This is a genomic window from Escherichia sp. HH091_1A, assembly GCF_030295175.1.
GTDB classification, from domain to species: domain Bacteria; phylum Pseudomonadota; class Gammaproteobacteria; order Enterobacterales; family Enterobacteriaceae; genus Escherichia; species Escherichia coli_F.
Genome location: NZ_AP025747.1, coordinates 1,561,155 through 1,583,471 on the forward strand (window position 1 = coordinate 1,561,155; position 22,317 = coordinate 1,583,471).

Sequence of the window (22,317 nt, forward strand, 5' to 3'; positions counted from 1 at the left end):
ACCGCCTGAGTAGCACTATGTTAACCGAGCAGTAGCGATGTTGCTACGATTGCATTCCAGGGGAATCTTGCGGGAATAATGAGAAAGATAAAAATAGGGCTGGCGCTGGGATCTGGCGCGGCGAGAGGTTGGTCGCATATTGGCGTTATTAATGCGCTAAAAAAAGTGGGTATTGAAATTGATATCGTTGCAGGATGCTCAATTGGTTCGCTGGTGGGCGCGGCCTATGCATGCGATCGATTATCTGCGCTGGAAGATTGGGTAACCTCTTTCAGTTATTGGGATGTTTTACGCCTGATGGATCTCTCCTGGCAGCGCGGTGGGTTACTGCGCGGCGAGCGTGTCTTCAATCAATATCGCGAAATAATGCCGGAAACAGAGATCGAAAATTGTTCCCGTCGCTTCGCGGCTGTTGCCACCAATTTAAGTACTGGGCGCGAATTATGGTTTACTGAAGGCGATCTCCATCTTGCTATTCGTGCATCATGCAGTATTCCAGGACTAATGGCACCCGTTGCGCATAACGGCTACTGGCTGGTTGATGGGGCAGTAGTTAACCCAATTCCTATTTCGCTCACGCGTGCATTGGGTGCTGATATTGTGATAGCGGTCGACCTGCAGCACGATGCTCATTTGATGCAACAAGATCTGCTCTCCTTTAATGTCAGTGAAGAAAATAGCGAGAATGGTGATTCTCTGCCGTGGCATGCGCGTCTGAAAGAAAGGTTGGGCAGCATAACGACACGTCGGGCGGTGACAGCGCCAACGGCAACAGAGATTATGACCACTTCTATCCAGGTGCTGGAGAACCGCCTTAAAAGAAACCGCATGGCAGGTGATCCGCCCGATATTCTGATTCAACCTGTTTGCCCGCAAATATCTACGCTTGATTTCCATCGCGCGCACGCTGCCATTGCGGCTGGGCAGCTGGCAGTGGAAAAGAAAATGGACGAACTTTTGCCGTTGGTACGCACCAACATTTGACCAGAATTTTTATCTACACTTAAGTTAATTCTGACAGGCGCAGGTGGCAATAGCATGCCACTATTGAGTAAAGCCAGTCAGGGGAGAGAACATGACGCAGCCATTGGTCGGAAAACAGATTCTCATTGTTGAAGATGAGCAGGTATTTCGCTCGCTTCTGGATTCGTGGTTTTCCTCATTGGGAGCGACAACGGTACTGGCGGCTGATGGGGTGGATGCCCTTGAGTTGCTGGGAGGTTTCACTCCAGACCTGATGATATGTGATATCGCGATGCCACGAATGAACGGGCTTAAACTGCTGGAACATATACGCAACAGAGGTGACCAGACACCGGTTCTGGTGATATCTGCCACTGAAAATATGGCAGATATTGCCAAAGCGTTACGTCTGGGCGTTGAAGATGTTTTGCTGAAACCAGTTAAAGATCTGAATCGCTTGCGCGAGATGGTTTTTGCCTGTCTCTATCCCAGCATGTTTAATTCCCGCGTTGAGGAAGAGGAGAGGCTTTTTCGCGACTGGGATGCAATGGTTGATAACCCTGCCGCAGCGGCGAAATTATTACAGGAATTGCAACCGCCGGTTCAGCAGGTGATTTCCCATTGCCGGGTTAATTATCGTCAATTGGTTGCCGCGGACAAACCCGGCCTGGTGCTTGATATTGCCGCACTTTCGGAAAACGATCTTGCATTTTATTGCCTTGATGTCACCAGAGCTGGACATAATGGCGTACTTGCTGCCTTGTTATTACGCGCATTGTTTAACGGATTATTACAGGAACAGCTTGCACATCAAAATCAACGGTTGCCAGAGTTGGGCGCGTTATTGAAGCAGGTAAACCATTTACTCCGTCAGGCCAATCTGCCGGGGCAGTTTCCGCTATTAGTTGGCTATTATCATCGCGAACTGAAAAATCTCATTCTGGTTTCTGCGGGTCTGAATGCGACGTTAAATACTGGCGAACACCAGGTGCAAATCAGTAATGGTGTTCCGTTAGGCACTTTAGGTAACGCTTATTTGAATCAATTGAGCCAGCGATGCGATGCCTGGCAATGCCAAATATGGGGAACCGGTGGTCGGCTTCGCTTGATGTTGTCTGCAGAATGAGCAAACGGTAACGCGGGCTAAATTTGCATTACCTGCTAATGTCGGCTGGTGGTACTATCGTCGCCATTCGTATAAGTAATTGTCTTAATTATGCTAACTCGCCTCCTTTTCAGAACTTAGCCCCTTCGGGGTGCTGATATACTGGGATGCGATACAGAAATATGAACACGTTCAAAACACGAACAGTCCAGGAGAATTTAAATGGCTGCCATTAATACGAAAGTCAAAAAAGCCGTTATCCCCGTTGCGGGATTAGGAACCAGGATGTTGCCGGCGACGAAAGCCATCCCGAAAGAGATGCTGCCACTTGTCGATAAGCCATTAATTCAATACGTCGTGAATGAATGTATTGCGGCTGGCATTACTGAAATTGTGCTGGTTACTCACTCATCTAAAAACTCTATTGAAAACCACTTTGATACCAGTTTTGAACTGGAAGCAATGCTGGAAAAACGTGTAAAACGTCAACTTCTTGATGAAGTGCAGTCTATTTGTCCGCCGCACGTGACTATTATGCAAGTTCGTCAGGGGCTGGCGAAAGGCCTGGGACACGCGGTATTGTGTGCTCACCCGGTAGTGGGTGATGAACCTGTGGCTGTTATTTTGCCTGACGTTATTCTGGATGAATATGAATCCGATTTGTCACAGGATAACCTGGCAGAGATGATCCGCCGCTTTGATGAAACGGGTCATAGCCAGATCATGGTTGAACCGGTTGCTGATGTGACCGCATATGGCGTTGTGGATTGCAAAGGCGTTGAATTAGCGCCGGGTGAAAGCGTACCGATGGTTGGCGTGGTTGAAAAACCAAAAGCGGATGTTGCGCCGTCTAATCTCGCTATTGTGGGTCGTTACGTTCTTAGCGCGGATATTTGGCCGTTGCTGGCAAAAACCCCTCCGGGTGCTGGTGATGAAATTCAGCTCACCGACGCAATTGATATGCTGATCGAAAAAGAAACGGTGGAAGCCTATCATATGAAAGGGAAGAGCCATGACTGCGGTAATAAATTAGGTTACATGCAGGCCTTCGTTGAATACGGTATTCGTCATAACACCCTTGGCACGGAATTTAAAGCCTGGCTTGAAGAAGAGATGGGCATTAAGAAGTAACTTCCGTATCGGTGTTATCCACGAAACGGCGTTGAGCAATCGACGCCGTTTTTTTATAGCTTATTCTTATTAAATTGTCTTAAACCGGACAATAAAAAATCCCGCCAATGGCGGGATTTTAAGCAAGTGTCATCTACAAAAGATTATTGCTTGATCAGGAAATCGTCGAGGGATTTACCTTGCTCATCCATTGCTTTTTTGATTACAGCTGGAGTACGACCCTGGCCAGTCCAGGTTTTAGTTTCGCCGTTTTCGTCAACGTAGCTGTATTTTGCCGGACGCTGAGCGCGTTTAGCTTTGGTGCCAGATTTAACGGCAGCAAGGCTATTCAGCAGTTCGTTCGGGTCAATACCGTCAGCGATCAGCATTTCGCGATATTGTTGCAGTTTACGAGTGCGCTCTTCAACTTCAGCAGCAGCCGCGCTTTCTTCTTCGCGACGTTCGTTAACAACAACTTCTAATTTTTCCAGCATTTCTTCCAGCGTTTCAAGTGTACATTCTCTTGCCTGCGCACGAAGAGTACGGATGTTGTTCAGAATTTTAAGTGCTTCGCTCATTGTAGTAATCTCAAACTTATATTGGGGTGGTTTGTTGAGGTAATAATAGAGCCTTAAATTCAGTTGTGCAATAGCCAGGAATGTAAGGAATTCAAAATTGTTCTTTATTTTGTGCCGCCAATAAATATCTTTTCATAAAATTAGCCAGAAAAGACGCGGCATATAGCCCTATTTGCGCCGATGATTTCGCAGCACGTGAGGTTAAAACTTCCTGATTCATGTCACATTTTATGGGGAGATTATCGTAGGCTGACGACCTTTCAGTCTTCTGTATTAGTCGTGTTTACGAGAATTCCCTATTAAGCGAATGATGAAAAGTAGAACAGTCGCAATAAGAGCAGGGACTTAGTATTGCACTATCTCCAGGAGGTCAACAGAGGGCTATTACTTGCGCAACAGGTTAAAGATTGTGAATAGTTACCAGCAGTCATTTACCCGCTTATAACAAGCGAGGCAGTTGTAATGATAGCTCAGAAGGATTATGCAAGGCTTCGTAAGGGAGAACGCATATACCACTTCTATGCATACTGTTGAGCTGAAAAACTGACGAATTATGATAAACTCCAGCCAACTTTAATTCATATCATTGAGGGCCTGTGGCTGATGGCACAGCTATATTTCTACTATTCCGCAATGAATGCGGGTAAGTCTACAGCATTGTTGCAATCTTCATACAATTACCAGGAACGCGGCATGCGCACTGTCGTATATACGGCAGAAATTGATGATCGCTTTGGTGCCGGGAAAGTCAGCTCGCGTATAGGTTTGTCATCGCCTGCAAAATTATTTAACCAAAATTCATCATTATTTGATGAGATTCGTGCGGAACATGAACAGCAGGCAATTCATTGCGTACTGGTTGATGAATGCCAGTTTTTAACCAGACAACAAGTATATGAATTATCGGAGGTTGTAGATCAACTCGATATACCCGTACTTTGTTATGGTTTACGTACCGATTTTCGAGGTGAATTATTTATTGGCAGCCAATACTTACTGGCATGGTCCGACAAACTGGTTGAATTAAAAACCATCTGTTTTTGTGGCCGTAAAGCAAGCATGGTGCTGCGTCTTGATCAAGCAGGCAGACCTTATAACGAAGGTGAGCAGGTGGTTATTGGTGATAATGAACGCTACGTTTCTGTATGCCGCAAACACTATAAAGAGGCGTTAGAAGTCGGCTCATTAACGGCTATTCAGGAAAGGCATCGCCACGATTAATAAGAATTTCTTTACTGACAGGGTGAGCAGGGCGCTTTTATCCTGTCAGTTCATTTTACGCACTTCATCCGGTGTATATACCCTTCTCGACAGTTCTTTAACGCCACTATACCCCTCACAGATCGCTTTTACAGTGACGTTGACTTGTGACCTGTAAAGTACAATATCGCTGTGTGTAGGCGTTATACATCGCCGTAAATATGATGAAGGCAAATGCTGTCGGTTTATGGGAAAGTTGCTTTGGGTAAAACAAAAAAACGGCCCCAGAAGGGACCGTTTATGTTGCCAGACAGCGCTACTTATTAAGCGGATTTCTTCGCTTTTTTCTCAGCTTTAGCCGGAGCGGCTTCTTTTTTCGCTGCAGTTTCACCTTCTACATAATCACGACCGTAGTAGGTATCCAGCAGAATCTGTTTCAGCTCGGAGATCAGTGGGTAACGCGGGTTAGCGCCGGTGCACTGGTCATCGAATGCATCTTCAGACAGTTTATCCACATTCGCCAGGAAGTCTGCTTCCTGAACGCCAGCTTCACGGATAGATTTCGGAATACCCAGTTCAGCTTTCAGCGTTTCCAGCCATGCCAGCAGTTTCTCGATCTTAGCAGCAGTACGGTCGCCCGGTGCGCTCAGACCCAGGTGGTCAGCAATTTCAGCATAACGACGGCGAGCCTGCGGACGGTCATACTGGCTGAATGCAGTCTGCTTGGTCGGGTTGTCATTCGCGTTGTAGCGAATAACGTTACAAATCAGCAGGGCGTTTGCCAGACCGTGCGGAATATGGAACTGGGAACCCAGTTTGTGCGCCATTGAGTGACATACACCCAGGAAGGCGTTCGCAAACGCGATACCCGCGATAGTTGCTGCACTGTGAACACGTTCACGCGCTACCGGATTTTTAGATCCTTCGTGGTAGGACGCTGGCAGATATTCTTTCAGCAGTTTCAGTGCCTGCAGAGCCTGACCATCAGAGAACTCAGATGCCAGTACAGAAACATAAGCTTCCATGGCGTGAGTTACTGCGTCCAGACCACCGAAAGCACACAGGGACTTCGGCATGTCCATAACCAGGTTGGCATCGACAATCGCCATATCCGGGGTCAGCGCATAGTCTGCCAGCGGATATTTCTGACCAGTAGCGTCGTCAGTTACAACCGCAAACGGAGTGACTTCAGAACCTGTACCAGAAGTGGTGGTGACAGCGATCATTTTCGCTTTCACGCCCATTTTCGGGAACTTGTAGATACGTTTACGGATATCCATAAAGCGCAGCGCCAGTTCTTCGAAGTGAGTTTCCGGATGTTCGTACATGACCCACATGATCTTCGCGGCATCCATCGGGGAACCACCACCCAGCGCGATAATCACGTCTGGTTTGAAGGAGTTTGCCAGTTCTGCACCTTTACGAACGATGCTCAGGGTCGGGTCAGCTTCTACTTCGAAGAAGACTTCAGTTTCAACGCCTGCTGCTTTCAGTACGGAAGTGATCTGATCAGCATAACCATTGTTGAACAGGAAGCGGTCAGTCACGATGAGCGCACGTTTGTGGCCATCAGTAATCACTTCATCCAGCGCGATTGGCAGAGAGCCACGGCGGAAGTAGATAGATTTCGGAAGTTTGTGCCACAACATGTTTTCAGCTCGCTTAGCAACGGTTTTCTTGTTGATCAGGTGTTTCGGACCAACGTTTTCAGAGATGGAGTTACCACCCCAGGAACCACAACCCAGAGTCAGGGAAGGTGCGAGTTTGAAGTTATACAGGTCACCGATACCACCCTGAGACGCCGGGGTGTTGATCAGAATACGGGCCGTTTTCATTTTCTGACCGAAGTAGGCAACGCGAGCCGGTTGGTTATCCTGGTCAGTATACAGGCAAGAGGTATGACCGATGCCGCCCATAGCAACCAGTTTCTCTGCTTTTTCTACCGCGTCTTCGAAATCTTTAGCACGGTACATTGCCAGAGTCGGGGACAGTTTTTCATGTGCGAACGGTTCGCTTTCATCAACAACGGTCACTTCACCGATCAGAATCTTGGTATTTTCTGGTACAGAGAAGCCTGCCAGTTCAGCAATTTTATAGGCTGGCTGACCAACGATAGCTGCGTTCAGTGCGCCGTTTTTCAGGATAACGTCCTGAACAGCTTTCAGCTCTTTACCCTGCAACAGATAGCCGCCGTGGGTTGCGAAACGTTCACGTACTGCGTCATAAACAGAGTCAACTACAACAACAGATTGTTCAGAAGCACAGATTACGCCGTTGTCGAAGGTTTTGGACATCAGCACAGATGCAACTGCACGTTTGATATCAGCAGTTTCATCGATAACGACTGGCGTGTTACCCGCGCCTACACCGATAGCTGGTTTACCGGAGCTGTATGCGGCTTTAACCATGCCCGGACCACCGGTCGCGAGGATCAGGTTGATGTCTGGGTGGTGCATCAGTGCGTTAGACAGTTCAACCGAAGGTTGATCGATCCAGCCGATCAGATCTTTCGGAGCACCGGCAGCGATAGCAGCCTGCAGAACGATATCAGCTGCTTTGTTGGTTGCATCTTTTGCACGCGGGTGCGGGGAGAAGATAATGGCGTTACGGGTCTTCAGGCTGATCAGCGATTTGAAGATAGCCGTTGAAGTCGGGTTAGTGGTCGGAACGATACCGCAAATAATACCGATTGGTTCAGCGATAGTGATGGTACCAAAAGTGTCGTCTTCAGACAGAACACCACAGGTTTTTTCATCTTTATAGGCGTTGTAGATATATTCAGAAGCAAAGTGGTTTTTGATCACTTTATCTTCGACGATACCCATGCCGGATTCGGCAACGGCCATTTTCGCGAGTGGGATTCGAGCATCTGCAGCAGCCAGAGCGGCGGCGCGGAAGATTTTGTCTACTTGCTCTTGAGTGAAACTGGCATATTCACGCTGGGCTTTTTTTACACGCTCTACGAGTGCGTTAAGTTCAGCGACATTAGTAACAGCCATAATGCTCTCCTGATAATGTTAAACTTTTTTAGTAAATCATCTGCTCGAATACGAGAGTATAGTCAGTGCGGTGATGATTTGCTTAACCGATGAAAATCAAAAGCTTACTCGCGCTCACACTCACTGTGATTTACTAAAAGAGTTTAAACATTAGAGCTATTTATCTCTAATGCGTCACTTCCAGGTGGCGTAAGCAAGATTACTCACTTCTGGGTACTGATTACGTGATCCAAATCAAATTTTTGCGAAGCTGACACCTTTCAGCATCGCTTTTCGCCATTATAGCTAACAGTTAATAAATTGTAGTATGGTTTGTTGGTTACATTAGCATGTTTTGTACAACTAGATAACAATAACGAATGATAGCAATTTTAAGTAGTTAGGAGGTGAAAAATGCGGTTAAAAGGCGTATTGTCAGCGCGTCTTTTTAACCTTTTTATGGCTAACATTATCCGGCTTTTGCTTCGGAGCTAACCGTGATTCAGACCCTTTTTGATTTTCCCGTTTACTTCAAATTTTTCATCGGGTTATTTGCGCTGGTCAACCCGGTTGGGATTATTCCCGTCTTTATCAGCATGACCAGTTATCAGACAGCGGCAGCGCGAAACAAAACGAACCTTACAGCCAACCTGTCTGTGGCCATTATCTTGTGGATCTCGCTTTTTCTCGGCGACACGATTCTACAGCTTTTTGGTATATCAATTGATTCGTTCCGTATCGCCGGTGGCATCCTGGTGGTGACGATTGCGATGTCGATGATCAGCGGCAAGCTCGGCGAGGATAAACAGAACAAGCAAGAAAAATCAGAAACCGCGGTACGTGAAAGCATTGGTGTAGTGCCATTGGCGTTGCCGTTGATGGCGGGGCCAGGGGCGATTAGTTCCACCATCGTCTGGGGTACGCGTTATCACAGTATTAGCTATCTATTTGGTTTCTTTGTGGCTATTGCATTGTTTGCTTTATGCTGCTGGGGATTGTTCCGCATGGCACCGTGGCTGGTACGGGTTTTACGCCAGACCGGCATCAACGTGATTACGCGTATTATGGGGCTATTGCTGATGGCGTTGGGGATTGAATTTATCGTTACTGGTATTAAGGGGATTTTCCCCGGCCTGCTTAATTAATTCCTTTCAAATGAAACGGAGCTGACATGCTCCGTTTTTTCGTCATTATTTTTACTTTGTTCCCGCGCAGTTATCAAAAGCAAAAGGAATAGGTAAGAATATTCCTCTGAAATTACAGTTAGTTATAAGGATTTCCTTAACTGCTTCGCCTCACCATCATGTTATTTTCGCCACATCATAATCCTGGGCTTGCTGAAGAATAATTGAAATGATATTAGTAATTCCACTGCCTTTGGTAGAGGAAAGTGCTAAATAATAATCGTTTGTTAAATTATTGTGTATTTCACGACTTAATCTATAGCCAGAAAAGATAGACATGCTTAACAGTTCTCTATTTGATTGAATTGAAAGATGTTTGTTAAAGCATGGACGCGCGCTGTAGATTCTGACACTGTCAATAAAAGAGAATTGCTTAACAATTTTGCAAAATGTATTGGCGAGTAAGAAGCGCATTTGGTACTTTCCGACCAACCGCCAGGCGATTTTTATTGGTAATGAGAATAATTAACAATTAAAGAGCGTCGCAAAAGAATAATGTGTCTCGACAGGGGAGACACAGTACGAATCGACATAAGGTGATCGTCTGAATCACCAGAATAAATAAAGTCGGTGATAGCAATCCGTAACGATAAAGTAACCTGACAGCAGAAAGTCTCCGAGCCTGTGCAGGGTCCCAATCCGGGATTACACATGCTGGTTAATACCAGTAATTATAATGAGGGAGTCCAAAAAACAATGACCAACATCACCAAGAGAAGTTTAGTAGCAGCTGGCGTTCTGGCTGCGCTTATGGCAGGGAATGTCGCGCTGGCAGCTGATGTACCCGCAGGCGTCACACTGGCGGAAAAACAAACGCTGGTACGTAACAATGGTTCAGAAGTTCAGTCATTAGATCCGCATAAAATTGAAGGTGTTCCGGAGTCTAATATCAGCCGAGACCTGTTTGAAGGCTTACTGGTCAGCGATCTTGACGGTCATCCGGCACCTGGCGTCGCTGAATCCTGGGATAATAAAGACGCGAAAGTCTGGACCTTCCATTTGCGTAAAGATGCGAAATGGTCTGATGGCACGCCAGTCACAGCACAAGACTTTGTGTATAGCTGGCAACGTTCTGTTGATCCAAACACCGCTTCTCCGTATGCCAGTTATCTGCAATATGGGCATATCGCCGGTATTGATGAAATTCTTGAAGGGAAAAAACCGATTACCGATCTCGGCGTGAAAGCTATTGATGATCACACATTAGAAGTCACCTTAAGTGAACCTGTTCCGTACTTCTATAAATTACTTGTTCACCCATCAACTTCACCGGTGCCAAAAGCCGCTATCGAGAAATTCGGCGAAAAATGGACCCAGCCTGGTAATATCATCACCAACGGTGCCTATACCTTAAAAGATTGGGTCGTAAACGAACGAATCGTTCTTGAACGCAGCCCAACCTACTGGAACAACGCGAAAACCGTTATTAACCAGGTAACCTATTTGCCTATTGCTTCTGAAGTTACCGATGTCAACCGCTACCGTAGTGGTGAAATCGACATGACTTATAACAACATGCCGATCGAATTGTTCCAGAAGCTGAAAAAAGAGATCCCGGACGAAGTTCACGTTGATCCATACCTGTGCACTTATTATTACGAAATTAACAACCAGAAACCGCCATTCAACGATGTACGTGTGCGTACCGCACTGAAACTGGGTATGGACCGCGATATCATTGTTAATAAAGTGAAAGCGCAGGGCGACATGCCCGCCTATGGTTACACTCCACCGTATACTGATGGCGCAAAATTGACTCAGCCGGAATGGTTTGGCTGGAGCCAGGAAAAACGTAACGAAGAAGCGAAAAAACTGCTGGCTGAAGCGGGTTATACCGCAGACAAACCGTTGACCATCAACCTGTTGTATAACACCTCCGATCTGCATAAAAAGCTGGCGATTGCTGCCTCTTCATTGTGGAAGAAAAACATTGGTGTAAACGTCAAACTGGTTAACCAGGAGTGGAAAACGTTCCTCGACACCCGTCACCAGGGCACTTTTGATGTGGCCCGTGCAGGCTGGTGTGCAGACTACAACGAACCAACTTCCTTCCTGAACACCATGCTGTCGAACAGCTCGATGAATACCGCGCATTATAAGAGCCCGGCCTTTGACAGCATTATGGCGGAAACGCTGAAAGCGACTGACGAGGCGCAGCGCACAGCTCTGTACACTAAAGCAGAACAACAGCTGGATAAGGATTCGGCCATTGTTCCTGTTTATTACTACGTGAATGCGCGTCTGGTGAAACCGTGGGTTGGTGGCTATACCGGCAAAGATCCGCTGGATAATACCTACACCCGGAATATGTACATTGTGAAGCACTAATGGCAATACGTGGGGCAGGAGTGTCCTGCTCCACGGTGTCTGATTTTTATCGCATTACAGAAGGCACAGGCCAGAAGGTAGGGCAATGTTAAAATTTATTCTACGTCGCTGTCTGGAAGCGATTCCGACGCTATTTATTCTTATTACTATTTCGTTCTTCATGATGCGCCTCGCGCCGGGAAGCCCTTTTACCGGCGAACGTACTTTACCGCCAGAAGTGATGGCCAATATCGAAGCGAAATATCATCTTAATGATCCGATCATGACACAGTATTTCAGCTACCTGAAACAACTGGCGCATGGCGATTTCGGTCCATCGTTTAAATATAAAGATTATTCGGTCAACGACCTGGTTGCATCCAGTTTTCCCGTTTCTGCCAAACTGGGAGCCGCAGCATTTTTCCTTGCGGTAATACTGGGTGTTAGTGCTGGCGTTATTGCCGCATTAAAACAAAACACCAAATGGGACTATACCGTGATGGGGCTGGCAATGACCGGGGTTGTTATCCCCAGTTTTGTGGTTGCGCCATTATTAGTCATGATATTTGCGATCATTTTGCATTGGCTGCCGGGCGGTGGCTGGAATGGTGGTGCGCTTAAATTCATGATACTGCCAATGGTGGCGTTGTCACTCGCCTATATCGCCAGTATTGCGCGTATTACCCGTGGCTCTATGATTGAAGTATTACACTCCAACTTTATACGTACTGCCCGGGCGAAAGGGTTACCTATGCGGCGGATCATTTTACGCCACGCATTAAAACCTGCTCTGTTACCCGTGCTCTCCTATATGGGCCCTGCATTTGTCGGCATTATTACCGGTTCTATGGTCATCGAAACCATTTATGGTTTACCGGGGATTGGGCAATTGTTCGTTAATGGCGCATTGAATCGTGACTATTCCTTAGTGTTAAGTCTGACCATTCTGGTTGGCGCGTTAACCATTTTGTTTAATGCCATTGTCGATGTGCTATATGCGGTTATCGACCCGAAAATCCGTTACTGATACTGGAGCTCGCGATGATGTTAAGTAAGAAAAACAGCGAGACGCTGGAAAATTTCAGTGAAAAGCTGGAGGTCGAAGGGCGCAGCTTGTGGCAGGACGCACGTCGACGTTTTATGCATAACCGTGCGGCGGTTGCCAGTCTGATAGTGCTGGTGCTAATCGCGTTATTTGTAATCCTGGCACCGATGCTTTCGCAGTTTGCCTATGACGATACTGACTGGGCGATGATGTCCAGCGCCCCAGATATGGAGTCCGGTCACTACTTTGGTACTGACTCATCCGGTCGCGACCTGCTTGTGCGTGTTGCGATTGGCGGGCGTATCTCACTCATGGTCGGTGTTGCTGCGGCACTGGTGGCAGTGGTCGTGGGGACACTTTATGGTTCGCTTTCCGGTTATCTGGGCGGTAAAGTGGATTCGGTAATGATGCGTCTGCTGGAAATCCTCAACTCCTTCCCATTCATGTTCTTCGTCATTTTGCTGGTGACCTTTTTCGGTCAAAACATCCTGCTGATTTTCGTGGCGATTGGCATGGTTTCCTGGCTGGATATGGCTCGTATTGTGCGTGGGCAAACCCTGAGTCTGAAGCGTAAAGAGTTTATTGAGGCGGCACAAGTTGGCGGTGTATCGACGCCGGGCATTGTTATTCGCCACATTGTACCGAACGTACTCGGTGTGGTGGTGGTCTACGCATCGCTACTGGTGCCCAGCATGATCCTCTTTGAATCTTTCCTTAGCTTCCTGGGGTTGGGGACGCAAGAGCCGTTAAGCAGCTGGGGCGCATTGCTGAGTGATGGCGCGAACTCGATGGAAGTCTCTCCATGGTTACTGTTGTTCCCAGCGGGATTCCTCGTGGTGACGCTATTTTGTTTCAACTTTATCGGCGATGGCTTGCGTGATGCCCTCGACCCGAAAGATCGTTAAGGAGTGCAGCCATGAGCGTAATTGAAACTGCAACTGTGCCGCTCGCACAACAACAGGCTGACGCACTGCTGAACGTGAAAGATTTGCGTGTCACCTTTAGTACCCCGGACGGCGACGTCACGGCGGTCAATGATTTGAATTTTTCCCTACGTGCCGGAGAAACGCTGGGCATTGTAGGTGAGTCTGGTTCGGGTAAATCGCAAACTGCATTTGCGTTGATGGGCCTGCTGGCTGCCAACGGACGTATTGGCGGATCGGCAACCTTCAATGGGCGTGAAATCCTCAATTTGCCAGAGCGTGAACTCAATAGACTGCGTGCTGAACAAATCTCAATGATTTTTCAGGATCCGATGACTTCGTTGAATCCCTATATGCGCGTCGGTGAGCAGTTGATGGAAGTGCTGATGCTGCATAAAGGCATGGGCAAGGCCGAAGCGTTTGAAGAGTCGGTGCGGATGCTCGATGCGGTAAAAATGCCGGAAGCGCGTAAACGCATGAAGATGTTTCCGCATGAATTTTCTGGCGGCATGCGTCAAAGAGTCATGATTGCGATGGCATTGCTATGTCGACCTAAGCTGCTGATTGCTGATGAACCCACTACTGCGTTGGACGTCACCGTACAGGCGCAGATCATGACGCTATTGAATGAACTGAAGCGGGAATTTAATACCGCCATCATTATGATCACCCACGATCTTGGCGTGGTGGCAGGGATCTGCGACAAAGTGCTGGTAATGTACGCCGGGCGCACGATGGAATATGGCAACGCGCGCGATGTCTTTTATCAACCCGTTCATCCTTATTCTATCGGTTTACTCAACGCGGTGCCGCGTCTCGATGCGGAAGGTGAAACAATGTTGACCATCCCGGGTAATCCGCCAAACCTGTTGCGATTACCGAAAGGTTGCCCGTTCCAGCCACGTTGTCCGCATGCGATGGAAATTTGTAGTAGCGCACCGCCGCTGGAAGAGTTTACGCCTGGCCGTCTGCGTGCTTGCTTTAAACCGGTGGAGGAACTGTTATGAATGCTGTAACCGAAGGAAGAAAAGTCCTCCTCGAAATCGCCGATCTGAAAGTGCACTTTGAAATCAAAGATGGCAAACAGTGGTTCTGGCAACCGCCGAAAACGCTCAAAGCCGTAGATGGTGTAACTCTTCGCCTGTATGAAGGGGAAACATTAGGTGTGGTAGGGGAGTCGGGATGCGGTAAGTCCACCTTTGCTCGCGCCATCATTGGCCTGGTTAAAGCGACCGACGGTCATGTTGCCTGGTTAGGTAAAGAGTTGCTGGGCATGAAGCCCGATGAATGGCGTGCCGTTCGCAGTGATATTCAGATGATTTTCCAGGATCCATTGGCATCGCTTAACCCGCGTATGACCATCGGCGAGATCATCGCTGAACCACTGCGTACTTATCATCCGAAAATGTCACGCCAGGAAGTTCGCGAGCGCGTGAAGGCGATGATGCTGAAAGTCGGGTTATTGCCTAACCTGATTAACCGCTATCCGCATGAGTTCTCTGGTGGGCAGTGCCAGCGTATCGGGATTGCTCGTGCTCTTATTCTTGAACCGAAGCTGATTATCTGTGATGAGCCGGTGTCGGCGCTGGACGTGTCAATTCAGGCGCAGGTGGTCAACCTGCTCCAGCAGCTGCAACGCGAGATGGGATTGTCATTAATTTTTATCGCTCACGACCTGGCCGTGGTAAAACACATTTCCGATCGTGTGCTGGTGATGTATCTCGGCCATGCGGTAGAACTGGGGACCTATGATGAGGTCTACCACAATCCGCTACATCCTTACACCAGGGCATTGATGTCGGCAGTCCCCATACCTGATCCGGATCTGGAGAAGAACAAAACTATCCAGTTACTGGAAGGGGAATTACCGTCGCCGATCAACCCGCCTTCCGGTTGTGTTTTCCGTACCCGTTGCCCGATTGCCGGTCCAGAGTGTGCCAAAACACGTCCTGTGCTGGAGGGGAGTTTCAGACACGCCGTGTCTTGCCTGAAAGTCGATCCGCTTTAAACAAAATAAGGGCTGACAGTTGTCAGCCCTTTTTCATGGCAAAAGCGATTATTTATTCCCGCCAGATGATATGGCACAGTTTGTGATCTTTTTCGCGGCATAACAGAATTCGCGCGAAAATATCGTTGATTTCACCATCTTCACTGTCTGCCAGACCAATCACCACTTCGGCAAAAAAGTCCGGGTTCAAATCGAAATCAACATGTTCCTGCCAGTCTTCTGCCGGATCGAATAACTCCGCGCCGCCGCGCTCTTCAAACTGAAGATTGAACAGCAGAACATCAGCTGGATCGAGATTGTCGGCAGCCAGTTCGAGAAAAATATCGTAGGCCTGCTCAAGCGTTTCATCTTCAGTCAGGCGATTGTTTAGATCCATATCCATAGTCACTACCTGTTTAACCTCTGTTGGCGACGTTTTACAGCAACGGGCTGAAGAAGTAAAACAGTCGCTCGGCGACACGTTGCCATAATGGGCGTTTTAGCCATAAACGGGCATCGAGCAGACGAGAACGCGAAATATAATCGTCCTGAACGGCGGCGAGGTCAGCACCAAACCCTTTATCGTCGATTGCCAGGGTAATCTCGAAATTCAGCCACAGACTACGCATATCAAGGTTAACGGTACCAACCAGACTTAATTCGCCATCGACCAGCACGCTCTTGGTATGCAATAACCCGCCTTCAAACTGATAAATTTTAACCCCAGCAGCCAGCAGTTCCGTAAAGAACGCGCGACTGGCCCAGCCAACCAGCATTGAATCATTTTTTCGCGGAAGGATAATACTGACATCCACCCCGCGCTGCGCCGCCGTGCAAATCGCATGAAGTAAATCATCGCTGGGCACAAAGTAGGGCGTCGTCATGATCAAATATTCACGTGCCGAATAAGCCGCAGTCAGTAATGCCTGGTGAATGAGATCTTCCGGAAAGCCGGGGCCAGAAGCAATTGTGTGAATGGTGTGACCGCTGGCCTGCTCAAACGGCATAATATTGACATCTGGTGGTGGCGGCAGAATACGTTTCCCGGTTTCAATCTCCCAGTCGCAGGAATATATAATCCCCATCGCGGTGGCGATGGGACCTTCCATACGCGCCATCAGATCAATCCATTGCCCTACACCCGCATCCTGTTTGAAGTAGCGAGGGTCGACCATATTCATGCTGCCGGTGTACGCGATGTAATTATCGATCATGATCATCTTGCGATGTTGGCGCAGATCCATACGGCGTAAAAACACACGCATCAGATTGACCTTTAAGGCTTCGACCACTTCAATACCGGCATTACGCATTAGCTCGGGCCACGGGCTGCGGAAAAAAGCCACACTGCCGGCGGAGTCAAGCATCAATCGGCAATGAATGCCGCGTCGCGCAGCGGCCATTAATGATTCAGCCACCTGGTCCGCCATGCCGCCGGGCTGCCAGATATAAAACACCATCTCGATATTATGGCGAGCGAGCTGGATGTCGCGGATTAACGCCTGCATCACATCATCTGACTCGGTCATCAGTTGTAGCTGATTCCCTTTAACCCCAGCGATACCCTGACGACGTTCACAGAGCTTGAATAATGGCGCTGCGACACTGCTGTTTTCTTCGGCGAAGATATGCTTACAGGCTTTAAGGTCGTTAAGCCATTTTGCGGTGGAAGGCCACATCGCTCTGGCGCGCTCAGCGCGGCGTTTGCCTAAATGGAGCTCGCCAACGGCAAGATAGGCAATAATTCCGACTAAGGGCAGAATGTAAATGATCAACAGCCAGGCCATCGCGGAGGGAACTGCGCGTCGTTTCATTAGAATGCGTAAAGTTACGCCTGCAATGAGCAACCAGTATCCCAGAATGGCCAACCAACTCACCAACGTATAAACGGTTGTCATAGATTAGAAATCCTTTTGAAAGCGCATTGTTATGAGTTTACGCATATGGATTCATCTGGCAAATAAAAACGCGGGAAAAGCACTGGTCAGCGTCGGGGTCGGGGGTATAATGACCATTCTGTTATTGCATAGAGTAGTTAACATGAAGCGGAGTAGAACGGAAGTGGGGCGCTGGCGCATGCAGCGTCAGGCTAGCCGACGTAAATCGCGTTGGCTTGAGGGGCAGTCGCGCCGAAATATGCGTATCCACAGCATCAGGAAGTGCATTCTAAACAAACAGCGTAACTCGTTATTGTTTGCGATCTACAATATCTAAATGTTCTGGGCACCATTGCGGTGCCCAATAAGTTTGCCCTTTCGTCTTCAAACTCTATTTTTGCGCCGATTCTTTGCTGTCAGTTTTCGTTTCTTGTTCATCGTTATCGCTGAAAATACCATGACCGGAGTTCAACAACATTGAAACGAGCATATCATTATTAATCTCTTCACCATTTAAAACTCGTGCCAGAATTTCGCTGCCAAACAGTTGCGGCGAGAGAATGATATCCGGATGTACCATCTTAATCTTATTCAGGTTTTTGCTATCACTGACGGCGAGAACTGTTTTGACATCACTGCTCATATCTTTTGCCGATAGTACAACAAACGCGTTATCAGCATCGTTATCACTCAGCGCCAGAATGGCCCGGCATCGATCGATTCCTGCTTTCTTTAATACTGAACTGTCATTACTGTCACCGGGGATAACATTAGCGTTATCACCTAAGCGTTGCTCAAGTTGCTTGATATCATCTTCAGGCAAGTTGCTGATAACCGTTACATTTTGTCCGCGTTGATTCAGTTGCAGAATCGTATTGATGGCGAGAATCGAATGCCCGCAAACAATAAAATGATCTTTACGATGCATTGTATGATTTTTTCCTTTTACAAGTTTGTTGAATCCCCCGCGGATAAGCGGACCAAAAATTGAAGTCATGGAGGTGGCAAAAACGGTAATGCCGGAAATAATGACCGAAATAGTGAATAATCGTGCTGATTCAGAAACAGGGACAATATCGCCATAGCCGACGGTTGACATGGTTTCTATCGAAAAATAGAACGCGGTCATCAAACTTTCTATTCGCGGATTAAAACCTTCGCTTAAATAAAGCGCACCGTAGGTGGAGTAAAACAGTAACGTCGTGAAACTAATAAATGCGAAAATTGTCCCGGCTGCGGCGCTACTGTGGGAGAAGTCTTTGCGCAGTATCAGCAAAAACACCAGCGTAAAAATGCAAAATCCAATACTAAATTTCAGCCAGGGATAAAAATGCAGGGTGTAAATTAGCGCTATCAACAACAAAATGATACTGATTGCCCATGCGAGCTTTGCCCGGAACAGTAAGCCAATGGAGTTCAGGACAAGAAAGACGCCGAGCATAAAGAGTGGGGCATTTGCCAGCAAGGAGAGATCTAACTCTGAAAAGGCTTTGATATGGAAAATATCAAGCAAATTGACCGACATACCATAGATTGTTTTAAAAATAAGCAATCCATTTAAAAAGACGGCCAGCGCGAGAATGTCGTGCCGTAGGGTCACCCATAAATTTGTTGCTGTTTGTTTGAATGTAGTCCAGTGACTCACTGATACCTCTGTAACCACAATTTTGTTTAATTATCTCAACGTGCACATTTTCTGAACATACATGCAGCACGTGAATGTGTTAAACAATAGTAGATGACTTTATCTGAAGTAATCAAAGGTTTTGAGTGAGCAACTCTGCGTCAGGAAAGGGCATTTTTCCTGAATATGCTCACATCATATAAAGAAATACAGATAAAGTTATTATCTGCTTGTGGGGGTGAATGCACTGACAGACCTATAAGGAAAGGCCAAACTAGAACACGGTTGCTAAAACCGTGCCCTTAAATATTGAATCTCTATTCAGAACACTTTCTTAAATGGTTTCACTGAAACGTGTTCATAGACTCCTGCCGCCACGTACGGGTCAGCATCGGCCCAGGCCTGAGCTGCTTCCAGCGATTCAAATTCAGCAATAACGGTTGAGCCAGTAAATCCCGCAGCCCCTGGATCGTTACTGTCTACTGCTGGCATTGGACCGGCGGTCAACAATCGACCTTCATCATGCAGTAACTGTAAACGTGCTAAATGTGCCGGACGAACGGAAAGGCGTTTTTCGAGGCTATCAGCTTTGTCTTGAGCGTAAATAACATACAACACGGGCACAACTCCTTGTTCGGGAAAGTTGTAAAGTACGTTATTTGAAAGGGCGAAGATCTGCAACGGAAAGATGATGTCTTTGTTAAGACCATGCATAAAGTAAGGTCAATTACGCCAAAAATGACATTTTCACTGATCCTGATCGTCTTGCCTTATTGAATATGATTGCTATTTGCATTTAAAATCGAGGCCTGGTTTTTCTGCTGAAATGATTATGACTTCAATGACCCTTGATTTACCTCGCCGCTTCCCCTGGCCGACGTTACTTTCGGTCTGCATTCATGGTGCTGTTGTGGCGGGTCTGCTCTATACCTCGGTACATCAGGTTATTGAACTACCTGCGCCTGCGCAGCCAATTTCTGTCACGATGGTTGCGCCTGCGGATCTCGAACCGCCACAAGCCGTTCAGCCGCCACCGGAGCCGGTGGTAGAGCCAGAACCGGAACCTGAGCCGATCCCTGAACCGCCAAAAGAAGCACCGGTGGTCATTGAAAAGCCTAAGCCGAAACCTAAGCCAAAACCGAAGCCGGTGAAAAAGGTACAGGAGCAGCCAAAACGCGATGTCAAACCCGTAGAGTCGCGTCCGGCATCACCGTTTGAAAATACGGCACCCGCGCGCCCGACATCAAGTACGGCGACGGCTGCAACCAGCAAGCCGGTTACAAGTGTGGCTTCAGGATCACGCGCATTAAGTCGCAATCAGCCGCAGTATCCGGCACGAGCACAGGCATTGCGCATTGAAGGGCAGGTTAAAGTTAAATTTGATGTCACGCCGGATGGTCGCGTGGATAACGTGCAAATCCTCTCAGCCAAGCCTGCGAACATGTTTGAGCGTGAGGTGAAAAATGCGATGCGCAGATGGCGTTATGAGCCGGGTAAGCCAGGCAGTGGGATTGTGGTGAATATCCTGTTTAAAATTAACGGCACCACCGAAATTCAGTAAGCAGAAAGTCAAAAGCCTCCGACCGGAGGCTTTTGACTATTACTCAACAGGTAAGGCGCGAGGTTTTCCTTCAGGATCAACCGCGACATACTTAAATAATGCTTCTGTCGCTTTATAGCGTTGCCCGATGGGTTCAGACGCGACTTTTTTCACCCACACTTCAATATTAATGCTGACCGATGTCGTCCCTTTCTGGACACAGCGTGCATAGCAGCACACCACATCGCCGACCGCAACCGGTCGTAAGAAAGTCATTCCTTCAACCCGCACGGTCACTACGCGACCGTGCGCAATTTCTTTCGCCAGAATAGCGCCGCCAATATCCATTTGTGACATTAACCAACCACCAAAGATGTCACCATTGGCATTGGTATCGGCGGGCATGGCTAAAGTACGTAAAACAAGATCGCCCTGAGGGACGTTATGTGTTGTAGACATGGTAAAACCGACTTAAAAGGAAAATCACAGGCGCGATGCTACTATGATTTTCCTGAGGAGAACAGAGGAGATACAGTGCCAGCCCCGAAGGACTGGCAGTCTGGTTAGGATTTATCTTCCTGCGGCATGTGGCGGTAGATATAGATACCGCTTAACAATGTGAAGATTAAGGTAAGAGCGGTCAGGCCAAACACTTTAAAGTTGACCCAAATATTTTGCGGCAGCCAGAATGCGATGTAGATGTTTGCCAGACCGCAAAGGATAAAGAAAACAGCCCAGGCCAGATTCAGCTTCGACCATACCGGTTGCGGCAGCGTGAGTTCTTTACCCAGCATCCGCTGAATTAGCGGCTTTTTCATCACCCATTGGCTGACTAACAGGGCACCTGCAAACAGGGCATAAATGACAGTAACCTTCCATTTAATAAACTCATCATTGTGGAAGAACAGCGTCAAGCCACCGAAGACGACCACCAGAACAAAAGTGATCAGGGCCATCTTCTCAACCTTACGAAAGCGAACCCAGCTATATATAAGCACAATCGCCGTGGCGACGATCAGCGCCGCAGTAGCCGCATAGATGTCATAAATCTTGTAAAACGCGAAAAAGACAACCAGCGGTAAAAAATCAAGAAACTGCTTCATTTTACGATTCCGTAATCAAATGCTTAAGGTTATTGGCGAATCAACATATACAGGCGGAACAGATAAATGAGCAATACGGCTGAAATCAGATTGCTCAAGGTGTTCGCCAGTACGGCACCAATTTCCGGGGTTAATGCGGCAAAAGAAGAGGCAAAAAGTAGCAATACTGTTTTTGCCAGCAACCAGCTCAGTACCGCGGGTGCCACCAGACGCATATTCGCCCATGTCAGCCGCATACTGCTACGCATCGAGGCAAAAATGCCCATTTTGTCCTGTACCAACATCACCGGTGCCAGAGCCAGTAAAATGGCCATGATAATTCCCGGAACGACCACCAGCATGATGCCAATCTGTACTAAAAGGGTAGTCAGAAAAATCAGAATAAATAACTTTGGCAATATCGGCGCACTGGCACCAATAGCTCGAAGCGCACTGACTCTCTGACCCGCAGACACCAGCTGGATAATTAATATTACGCCTCCGGCGAGAATGGCGTTACCGATTAATCCTGAAAAAGTGGACGCCGCTGAAGCCTGCAGCAAAATTTGTTGCTGTTCAGGTGACATATTCTGCACCAGGTCGAACAACCCACTACTGCCGCTAACGGGCACGCCGTCATTGAGCTGTGCAAGCTGTGCATCACTGGGTGAGAAAACATGCCCTAACACCACTGTGATAAACGCACATAGCAACGATACCAACAGAATGGTCATAAATTGATTACGGAAGAAATTTCCGGTGTCACGGTATACGGACTGCGCCGTGATAGACATGCACTCTCCTTGAGTTTTAT

21 protein-coding genes are annotated in these 22,317 nt (G+C 47.7%); 12 read left to right on the forward strand and 9 right to left on the reverse strand.

Features of this window, described 5'->3' with window-relative positions:
• Positions 1-78 precede the first annotated feature (78 nt).
• The 3 genes from rssA (at position 79) to galU (ending at position 3,199) form a co-directional block, all read left to right on the forward strand.
• Positions 79-984, forward strand: a complete 906-nt coding sequence (gene rssA, locus QUF14_RS07690) for a patatin-like phospholipase RssA (RefSeq protein WP_001226476.1) — start codon at positions 79-81, stop codon at positions 982-984.
• Between the two features lie 91 nt (positions 985-1,075).
• Positions 1,076-2,089 carry a two-component system response regulator RssB gene (gene rssB / locus QUF14_RS07695; protein WP_000193447.1) on the forward strand — a complete coding sequence of 338 codons (1,014 nt, stop codon included), beginning with the start codon at positions 1,076-1,078 and terminating at the stop codon, positions 2,087-2,089.
• 201 nt (positions 2,090-2,290) lie between these two features.
• A complete protein-coding gene (galU, locus tag QUF14_RS07700; RefSeq protein WP_000718995.1) occupies positions 2,291-3,199 on the forward strand; it encodes a UTP--glucose-1-phosphate uridylyltransferase GalU in 909 nt (302 codons plus the stop codon).
• Positions 3,200-3,342: 143 nt separating this feature from the next.
• On the opposite strand, the gene hns is transcribed toward galU, so the two are convergent.
• Entirely contained in the window at positions 3,343-3,756 is a 414-nt protein-coding gene (gene hns, locus QUF14_RS07705) for a histone-like nucleoid-structuring protein H-NS (RefSeq protein WP_001287378.1), read from the reverse strand.
• A gap of 603 nt (positions 3,757-4,359) precedes the next feature.
• On the opposite strand from hns, the gene tdk reads away from it, so the two are divergent.
• Complete coding sequence (tdk, locus tag QUF14_RS07710; RefSeq protein WP_100733951.1) at positions 4,360-4,977, forward strand: thymidine kinase; 618 nt, start codon at positions 4,360-4,362, stop codon at positions 4,975-4,977.
• A gap of 302 nt (positions 4,978-5,279) precedes the next feature.
• On the opposite strand, the gene adhE is transcribed toward tdk, so the two are convergent.
• Positions 5,280-7,955: a bifunctional acetaldehyde-CoA/alcohol dehydrogenase gene (gene adhE, locus QUF14_RS07715; RefSeq protein WP_000301643.1), complete on the reverse strand. Its 2,676-nt coding sequence runs from the start codon at positions 7,953-7,955 to the stop codon at positions 5,280-5,282.
• Between the two features lie 476 nt (positions 7,956-8,431).
• On the opposite strand from adhE, the gene ychE reads away from it, so the two are divergent.
• The 6 genes from ychE (at position 8,432) to oppF (ending at position 15,401) form a co-directional block, all read left to right on the forward strand.
• Positions 8,432-9,079 carry an NAAT family transporter YchE gene (gene ychE, locus QUF14_RS07720; RefSeq protein WP_000616773.1) on the forward strand — a complete coding sequence of 216 codons (648 nt, stop codon included), beginning with the start codon at positions 8,432-8,434 and terminating at the stop codon, positions 9,077-9,079.
• Positions 9,080-9,814: 735 nt separating this feature from the next.
• Positions 9,815-11,446 (forward strand): oligopeptide ABC transporter substrate-binding protein OppA, encoded by a 1,632-nt coding sequence (gene oppA, locus QUF14_RS07725; protein ID WP_001317786.1) that lies wholly within the window; start codon positions 9,815-9,817, stop codon positions 11,444-11,446.
• An 85-nt stretch (positions 11,447-11,531) separates the two neighbouring features.
• Positions 11,532-12,452: an oligopeptide ABC transporter permease OppB gene (gene oppB / locus QUF14_RS07730; protein WP_000911112.1), complete on the forward strand. Its 921-nt coding sequence runs from the start codon at positions 11,532-11,534 to the stop codon at positions 12,450-12,452.
• Between the two features lie 14 nt (positions 12,453-12,466).
• Positions 12,467-13,375 (forward strand): oligopeptide ABC transporter permease OppC, encoded by a 909-nt coding sequence (gene oppC / locus QUF14_RS07735; RefSeq protein WP_000979659.1) that lies wholly within the window; start codon positions 12,467-12,469, stop codon positions 13,373-13,375.
• Positions 13,376-13,386: 11 nt separating this feature from the next.
• Positions 13,387-14,400: a murein tripeptide/oligopeptide ABC transporter ATP-binding protein OppD gene (gene oppD, locus QUF14_RS07740; RefSeq protein ID WP_000110960.1), complete on the forward strand. Its 1,014-nt coding sequence runs from the start codon at positions 13,387-13,389 to the stop codon at positions 14,398-14,400.
• Entirely contained in the window at positions 14,397-15,401 is a 1,005-nt protein-coding gene (gene oppF / locus QUF14_RS07745; protein WP_000994905.1) for a murein tripeptide/oligopeptide ABC transporter ATP-binding protein OppF, read from the forward strand. The genes oppD and oppF overlap by 4 nt, the downstream gene beginning before the upstream one ends.
• A gap of 52 nt (positions 15,402-15,453) precedes the next feature.
• Here oppF and QUF14_RS07750 read toward each other — a convergent pair whose 3' ends face one another.
• Both QUF14_RS07750 and cls read right to left on the reverse strand, forming a co-directional pair.
• On the reverse strand, positions 15,454-15,783 hold the full coding sequence (locus tag QUF14_RS07750; protein ID WP_000366958.1) for an HI1450 family dsDNA-mimic protein: 330 nt from the start codon (positions 15,781-15,783) through the stop codon (positions 15,454-15,456).
• Positions 15,784-15,817: 34 nt separating this feature from the next.
• Positions 15,818-17,278: a cardiolipin synthase gene (gene cls, locus QUF14_RS07755; protein WP_000214516.1), complete on the reverse strand. Its 1,461-nt coding sequence runs from the start codon at positions 17,276-17,278 to the stop codon at positions 15,818-15,820.
• A gap of 142 nt (positions 17,279-17,420) precedes the next feature.
• Here cls and QUF14_RS07760 point away from each other — a divergent pair, with 142 nt between their 5' ends.
• Positions 17,421-17,594: a YciY family protein gene (locus QUF14_RS07760; RefSeq protein ID WP_001309467.1), complete on the forward strand. Its 174-nt coding sequence runs from the start codon at positions 17,421-17,423 to the stop codon at positions 17,592-17,594.
• A 54-nt stretch (positions 17,595-17,648) separates the two neighbouring features.
• On the opposite strand, the gene kch is transcribed toward QUF14_RS07760, so the two are convergent.
• Together kch and QUF14_RS07770 are read right to left on the reverse strand one after the other, a co-directional pair.
• Complete coding sequence (gene kch / locus QUF14_RS07765; RefSeq protein ID WP_100733952.1) at positions 17,649-18,902, reverse strand: voltage-gated potassium channel protein; 1,254 nt, start codon at positions 18,900-18,902, stop codon at positions 17,649-17,651.
• Between the two features lie 300 nt (positions 18,903-19,202).
• Complete coding sequence (locus QUF14_RS07770; protein ID WP_000967595.1) at positions 19,203-19,499, reverse strand: YciI family protein; 297 nt, start codon at positions 19,497-19,499, stop codon at positions 19,203-19,205.
• A gap of 223 nt (positions 19,500-19,722) precedes the next feature.
• Between QUF14_RS07770 and tonB the strand changes: the two genes are divergently transcribed.
• Positions 19,723-20,442: a TonB system transport protein TonB gene (gene tonB / locus QUF14_RS07775; RefSeq protein ID WP_100733966.1), complete on the forward strand. Its 720-nt coding sequence runs from the start codon at positions 19,723-19,725 to the stop codon at positions 20,440-20,442.
• Between the two features lie 39 nt (positions 20,443-20,481).
• On the opposite strand, the gene yciA is transcribed toward tonB, so the two are convergent.
• The 3 genes from yciA to QUF14_RS07790 all read right to left on the reverse strand — a co-directional run bounded on the left by yciA (position 20,482) and on the right by QUF14_RS07790 (position 22,297).
• Positions 20,482-20,880 (reverse strand): acyl-CoA thioester hydrolase YciA, encoded by a 399-nt coding sequence (yciA, locus tag QUF14_RS07780; RefSeq protein WP_000108160.1) that lies wholly within the window; start codon positions 20,878-20,880, stop codon positions 20,482-20,484.
• A 104-nt stretch (positions 20,881-20,984) separates the two neighbouring features.
• Positions 20,985-21,524: a septation protein A gene (locus tag QUF14_RS07785; protein WP_000808667.1), complete on the reverse strand. Its 540-nt coding sequence runs from the start codon at positions 21,522-21,524 to the stop codon at positions 20,985-20,987.
• A 29-nt stretch (positions 21,525-21,553) separates the two neighbouring features.
• Positions 21,554-22,297, reverse strand: a complete 744-nt coding sequence (locus tag QUF14_RS07790) for a YciC family protein (RefSeq protein ID WP_100733953.1) — start codon at positions 22,295-22,297, stop codon at positions 21,554-21,556.
• Between the last annotated feature and the right edge of the window lie 20 nt (positions 22,298-22,317).

Bases quoted from the DNA above. Each gene is read 5' to 3' on its own strand.
- tdk (WP_100733951.1), top strand. From the start codon at position 4,360: ATGGCACAGCTATATTTCTACTATTCCGCAATGAATGCGGGTAAGTCT.
- yciA (WP_000108160.1), bottom strand. From the start codon at position 20,880: ATGTCTACAACACATAACGTCCCTCAGGGCGATCTTGTTTTACGTACT.
- galU (WP_000718995.1), top strand. From the start codon at position 2,291: ATGGCTGCCATTAATACGAAAGTCAAAAAAGCCGTTATCCCCGTTGCG.
- oppF (WP_000994905.1), top strand. From the start codon at position 14,397: ATGAATGCTGTAACCGAAGGAAGAAAAGTCCTCCTCGAAATCGCCGAT.
- tonB (WP_100733966.1), top strand. From the start codon at position 19,723: ATGACCCTTGATTTACCTCGCCGCTTCCCCTGGCCGACGTTACTTTCG.
- oppB (WP_000911112.1), top strand. From the start codon at position 11,532: ATGTTAAAATTTATTCTACGTCGCTGTCTGGAAGCGATTCCGACGCTA.
- QUF14_RS07760 (WP_001309467.1), top strand. From the start codon at position 17,421: ATGAAGCGGAGTAGAACGGAAGTGGGGCGCTGGCGCATGCAGCGTCAG.
- rssA (WP_001226476.1), top strand. From the start codon at position 79: ATGAGAAAGATAAAAATAGGGCTGGCGCTGGGATCTGGCGCGGCGAGA.
- adhE (WP_000301643.1), bottom strand. From the start codon at position 7,955: ATGGCTGTTACTAATGTCGCTGAACTTAACGCACTCGTAGAGCGTGTA.
- oppD (WP_000110960.1), top strand. From the start codon at position 13,387: ATGAGCGTAATTGAAACTGCAACTGTGCCGCTCGCACAACAACAGGCT.
- hns (WP_001287378.1), bottom strand. From the start codon at position 3,756: ATGAGCGAAGCACTTAAAATTCTGAACAACATCCGTACTCTTCGTGCG.
- QUF14_RS07785 (WP_000808667.1), bottom strand. From the start codon at position 21,524: ATGAAGCAGTTTCTTGATTTTTTACCGCTGGTTGTCTTTTTCGCGTTT.
- cls (WP_000214516.1), bottom strand. From the start codon at position 17,278: ATGACAACCGTTTATACGTTGGTGAGTTGGTTGGCCATTCTGGGATAC.
- oppA (WP_001317786.1), top strand. From the start codon at position 9,815: ATGACCAACATCACCAAGAGAAGTTTAGTAGCAGCTGGCGTTCTGGCT.
- rssB (WP_000193447.1), top strand. From the start codon at position 1,076: ATGACGCAGCCATTGGTCGGAAAACAGATTCTCATTGTTGAAGATGAG.
- QUF14_RS07750 (WP_000366958.1), bottom strand. From the start codon at position 15,783: ATGGATATGGATCTAAACAATCGCCTGACTGAAGATGAAACGCTTGAG.
- QUF14_RS07790 (WP_100733953.1), bottom strand. From the start codon at position 22,297: ATGTCTATCACGGCGCAGTCCGTATACCGTGACACCGGAAATTTCTTC.
- oppC (WP_000979659.1), top strand. From the start codon at position 12,467: ATGATGTTAAGTAAGAAAAACAGCGAGACGCTGGAAAATTTCAGTGAA.